This window comes from Roseateles sp. (assembly GCF_031397715.1).
Taxonomy (GTDB): Bacteria; Pseudomonadota; Gammaproteobacteria; order Burkholderiales; family Burkholderiaceae_C; genus Paucibacter_A.
Window position 1 is genome coordinate 1 of sequence record NZ_JANNMI010000404.1, and the last position, 5,175, is coordinate 5,175.

Sequence of the window (5,175 nt, forward strand, 5' to 3'; positions counted from 1 at the left end):
CAGAATGCGCCGGTGTATTCGAGCACTTCCGCCGCCGTCTTGAGCTTGGTGAAATAGTGCGCGACTTCGGTTTTGATGCCGCCGTTGCCGCCGATATGCATCTCCCAGCCGCTGTCCACGCCGATCACGCCGACGTCCTTGATGCCGGCCTCGGCGCAATTGCGCGGGCAGCCCGAGACGGCGAACTTGACCTTGTGCGGCGCATACATGCGCCACATCGCGCGCTCCATGTCCTTGCCCATTTGCGTGCTGTCCTGCGTGCCCATGCGGCACCATTCGGAGCCGACGCAGGTCTTGACCGTGCGCAAGGCCTTGGCGTAGGCGTGGCCGCTGGGCATGCCGATGTCCTTCCAGACGCCGGCCAGGTCTTCCTTCTTGACGCCCAGCAAGTCGATGCGCTGGCCGCCGGTGACCTTGACGGTGGGGATCTTGTACTTATCGACCGCGTCGGCGATGCGGCGCAGCTCTGATGCCGTGGTCTCGCCACCCCACATCCGCGGGATCACCGAGTAGGTGCCGTCCTTCTGGATATTGGCATGCGCCCGTTCATTGATGAAGCGGCTCTGCGGGTCATCCTTGGCCAGCTTGGGCCAGCTGCTGATCAGGTAGTAGTTGACGGCCGGGCGGCAGCTGGCGCAACCGTTCGGGGTCTTCCAACCCAAGCTGCTGAATACCGATGAAATGGTCAGTAACTTGTTGGCATTGATAGCGTCGCGTACCGCTTGATGGCCATGCTCGGTGCAGGCGCACATAGCCTTGGTCTTGGGCGTGGCCGAGTAGTCGCCGCCGGCGGTGAACATCAAGATTTGTTCGACCAGGCCGGTGCAGGAGCCGCAGGACGCGCTGGCCTTGGTGTGCTTGCGCACCTCGTCCAGCGTGAACAAGCCCTTCTCCTTGATCGCCTTGCAGATGGTGCCCTTCTTGACGCCGTTGCAGCCGCAGACCTCGGCGTCGTCGGGCATGCTGGCGGCCTTGTTGTGGCCCTCGTGGCCGGCGTCGCCGATATTCGATTCGCCGAACAAGAGCTTGGTGCGGATGTCGGCGACGCTGCGGCCGTCACGCAGCAGCTTGAAGTACCAAGAGCCGTCGACCGTGTCGCCATACAGGCAGGCGCCGACCAACTTGTCGTTCTGGATCACCAGCTTTTTGTAGACGCCGGCGACCGGGTCGCTCATGACGATCTGCTCGAAGCCCTCGCCGCCGGTGAAGTCGCCGGCTGAAAAGAGGTCAATGCCCGTAACCTTCAATTTCGTCGACACCTGGCTGCCGGTGTAGCGGCCGATGCCGAACTGGGCCAGATGCGTCGCGCAGACCTTGCCCTGCTCGAACAGCGGCGCCACCAGGCCGTAGGCGATGCCGCGGTGGGCGGCGCATTCACCGACCGAGTAGATGCGCGGATCGGTGATGGTCTGCAGCGTGTCGCTGACGACGATGCCACGTTGGCAATGGATGCCAGCGCTTTCGGCCAAGGCGGTGTTGGGGCGGATGCCGGCGGCCATCACGACCAGGTCGGCCGGGATCTCGCTGCCGTCTTTGAACTGCACCGCCATCACCCTTCCGTCTTTGCCGCCGATCAAGGCTTGCGTCTGCGCGCCCAGCATGAATTTGAGGCCGCGCGCCTGCAGCGATTGGCGCAGCATGGCGCCGGCCACATCATCCAACTGGCGCTCCATCAGCCAGCCGGCGATATGCACCACCGTCACCTGCATGCCCCGTAGCATCAGGCCGTTAGCGGCCTCCAGGCCGAGCAGGCCGCCGCCGATCACGACGGCATGCTGGTACTTGGTGGCGGCATCAATCATCGCGTTGGTGTCGGCGATGTCGCGGTAGGCGATCACGCCGTCCAAGTCCTTGCCTGGCACCGGCAGGATGAAGGGCAGCGAGCCGGTGGCGATCAGCAAGCGGTCGTAGTCCGCCTCGGTCCCGTCGGCGGCAATGACGCGGCGCTTGATGCGGTCGATCTGAGTGACCGTCTTGCCCAAATGCAGGGTGATGTTGTTGTCCGCGTACCAGTCGAGCGGATTGAGGATGATCTCGTCGATCGTCTGCTCGCCGGCCAGCACCGGGCTCAGCAGGATGCGGTTGTAGTTCGGGTGCGGCTCGGCACCGAAGACCGTGATGTCGTAGAGGTCGGGCGTCATTTTGAGCAGCTCTTCCAGCGTGCGCACGCCGGCCATGCCGTTGCCCACCATCACCAATTTCATTTTTTTCATAGCGACCTCTTTGACAAACTTAAATAGTGAAACGCAAGAGCCATGCCCGCTTTTGCGACGTTGATGCGACGTTAGTGCGACGTTGATGCACCAAGATGGGGTTGGCTGCAGACCACAGCCCGTCATTTGTGCGGCTGACACTGCCCCGTGGGTGGAGAGAATCGCGCCCATGAGCTACGACATCAGCATTGGTTTGAACAGCACTTGCGGCCCGCGCGAGGGCAACGAGGATTTCGCCGGCGTCTTGGCGCCGACGGCGCAGGACGAGGCGATGGGCTGGATCGCGGCGCTGGCCGACGGCGTCTCGACCGGCGGCGGTGGCCGCATGGCGGCGCAAACCACGGTGATGAGCCTGGTGCGCGACTACCATGCCACACCCGCCGCCTGGGACACCACGGTCGCCCTGGACCGCCTGATCCGCGCCCAGAACGCCTGGCTGGCCGACCACAACCGCCGCGCCAGTAACGTCGGGTCCACGCTGACCGGATTGACGACGCTGAGCGCCGTGGTCTTGCGCGGCCACAGCTACACCATCGCCCATGTCGGCGACAGCCGCATCTGGCTGCTGCGCGGGGCTGAACTGACCCAGCTGACGCAAGACCATGCGCTCGACCAGGGCGCTAACCCACATTTCGCCCGCCTGACCCGCGCCATCGGCCTCGACGACAGCGTGCGCGTCGACTACGCCCAAGGTGAGTTGCGCGCCGGTGACCGCTTGATCCTGACCAGCGACGGCGTGCACGGCGTCTTGCGCCGCAAGCGGATGCTGGCCCTGGCCAGCTTGGGTGAGGCGCAGGCCTGTGCCGACGCCCTGGTGCAGGCCGCGCTGGCCGCAGGCGGCCATGACAACGCCACCGCCCTGGTGCTGCAGGTTCATGGCCTGGCACCGGGCCAGTACGCCGATGTGATGAACTCCGGCCTGCGCCTGCCCGCGCCGCACAAGCTGCGCCCCGGCGACCGGCTTGACGGCATGACCATCACCGCCTTGGTCGCCGACAACGGCGTGCACCGGCTCTACCAGGCGCGGCGCACCGACGGCACGCTGGTCGCGATCAAAGCCCTCCATGAGGCCCGCGCCAGCGACCAAGAAGAGCGCGCGATGCTGGCGCATGAGGGCTGGCTGGGCCAGCGCCTGGGTGAAAAACTCGGTGCCAGTGAAAGCTCTGGGTTTGTGCGCGTACACAGCCTGCAAGACCCCAGCGCCTTCTACTTGCTGTTCGACTGGCACAGCGGCCAGACGCTGGAGCAGCTCATCGCCAAGGGCAAGCCCGAGCTGGGTGTCTTCTTGCAGGCCGCCGGTGCCTTGAGCCGCGCCCTCGGTCGCCTGCACCGCGCCGGCGTGATCCACCGCGACATCAAGCCCGGCAATCTGCATCTGGGTGACGACGGCCAGTGGCGCATCCTGGATCTGGGCGTCGCGCTGTCGGGCCGCGAGCCCGAGGCAGTCGGCCAGCTGCATGCCGGCACGCCCAGCTATATCAACCCCGAGCAATGGGCGACGCCGCCGCATGGATTGACAGTAAGCGCCGACGCCGGCAGCGACCTGTTTGCGCTCGGTGTGACGCTCTACCAATGGCTGACCGGCCATCTGCCCTACGGCGAGATCGAGCCCTATCAGATCGGCCGCTACCGGCGCGACCCGCTGCCGCCCTCGCGCAGCCTGCCGCAGGTGCCGATCTGGCTCGATCATGTCTTGCTGAAGGCGGTGGCGCGCGATGCCCGCCTGCGCTTCGAGACCGCCGAGGAGCTGCAACTGGCCCTGGAGCGCGGCGCCTCGCGGCCCCTGCCCGCACCCGGCAGTACACCGCTGGCGCGGCGCAACCCCATCGTGCTGTGGCAGATCGCGCTGGGCGTGTCGCTGTTGTTCAACGCGCTGTTGATCTTCTGGCTGCTGTTCCTGCCGCGCTGAAGCGAAAACGTCAACGGGTGCCATGCTGCCTCCGCGCCGGCGCCGGCTTGCGCGGCTGCGCGGCCTGAGGCGCGGCGACCCGGGCACGGCCACCGCGCTCAGCCCATGTTCGCGTCCAGCGTATTTGCATCACGCGCATCACGCCCAACATGATCAGCGCCAACACCGCGAACAGCACAAAGCCCCAGGCATAAGTGCCCAAATACTGCTTGGACAGGCCCATCGCGTTCGGCACCAGGCCGCCGCCAAGCGCGCCGATCTCGCCGATCATCGAACCGGCCACCGCCGTCGACGCCGGCCAGCGCAGCGGCACCAGCTGAAACAGTGCGCCGTTGCCGGCACCCAAGGCCGCAAAGGTCACGATCAACAACAGCGTGGTCAGCACCAGCGAGCTGCTGGCGAACCCGACCGTACCGAGGCCGACGGCCACCACACCCAACACCAGCGTCAGCGTGTTGACACCGCCCCAGCGGTCCGAGATCCAACCGCCCGCCACCCGCACCGCCGCGCCCATGAAGGCGGCCAGCATCGTCAACTGACCGGCCTGCACCTTGCTGACGCCGAACTGGTCGTAGTAATAGGTCGGCAAAAACGTGATCAAGCCAATGAAGCCGCCGAAGGTCACGCCGTAGATCAGGCTGAAGGCCCAGCCGTCTTTCTCGAACAGGCAGGCGGCATGCTCGCGCAGACTGGCGTGCGCGTCGACATCGGGCGGCTCCTGGGCGAACACAATCATCACCACCATTGGGATCAGGATGGCGACGGCCGCCACCGCATAGACCGCCTGCCAGCCCAGCCACAGCGCCAGCGGCGGCGCGACCAGCACCGACACCGCCGTGCCGATATTGCCGGCGCCGACCAGGCCCATCGCCAGGCCCTTGTGCTGGGGCGGGAAGGACCCGGCTCCCAGCGACAGCGCGACGCCGAAGCTGGCGCCGGCAATGCCCAGCAGCACGCCCATCGCCAGCAAGTCGTTGAAGCTCTCGACCTTGAAGAATCCGAACAGCAGCGCCGCCGCAATCAGCGCCATCTCGACCAGGGTGGCGTTCTTGC

3 protein-coding genes are annotated in these 5,175 nt (G+C 66.1%); 1 reads left to right on the plus strand and 2 read right to left on the minus strand.

Annotation, left to right across the window (positions count from 1 at the left end; genetic code table 11):
- Window positions 1-2,213: nitrite reductase large subunit NirB (nirB, locus tag RMO57_RS17690; protein ID WP_310388882.1), on the minus strand; the 2,213-nt coding region annotated here is incomplete at its 3' end.
- Window positions 2,214-2,382: 169 nt separating this feature from the next.
- Here nirB and RMO57_RS17695 point away from each other — a divergent pair.
- The gene (locus tag RMO57_RS17695) at window positions 2,383-4,122 is read left to right on the plus strand and encodes a protein kinase domain-containing protein (protein ID WP_310388883.1); all 1,740 of its coding nucleotides are present in this window, start codon (window positions 2,383-2,385) and stop codon (window positions 4,120-4,122) included.
- A gap of 10 nt (window positions 4,123-4,132) precedes the next feature.
- On the opposite strand, the gene RMO57_RS17700 is transcribed toward RMO57_RS17695, so the two are convergent.
- Window positions 4,133-5,175: MFS transporter (locus tag RMO57_RS17700; RefSeq protein WP_310388885.1), on the minus strand; the 1,043-nt coding region annotated here is incomplete at its 5' end.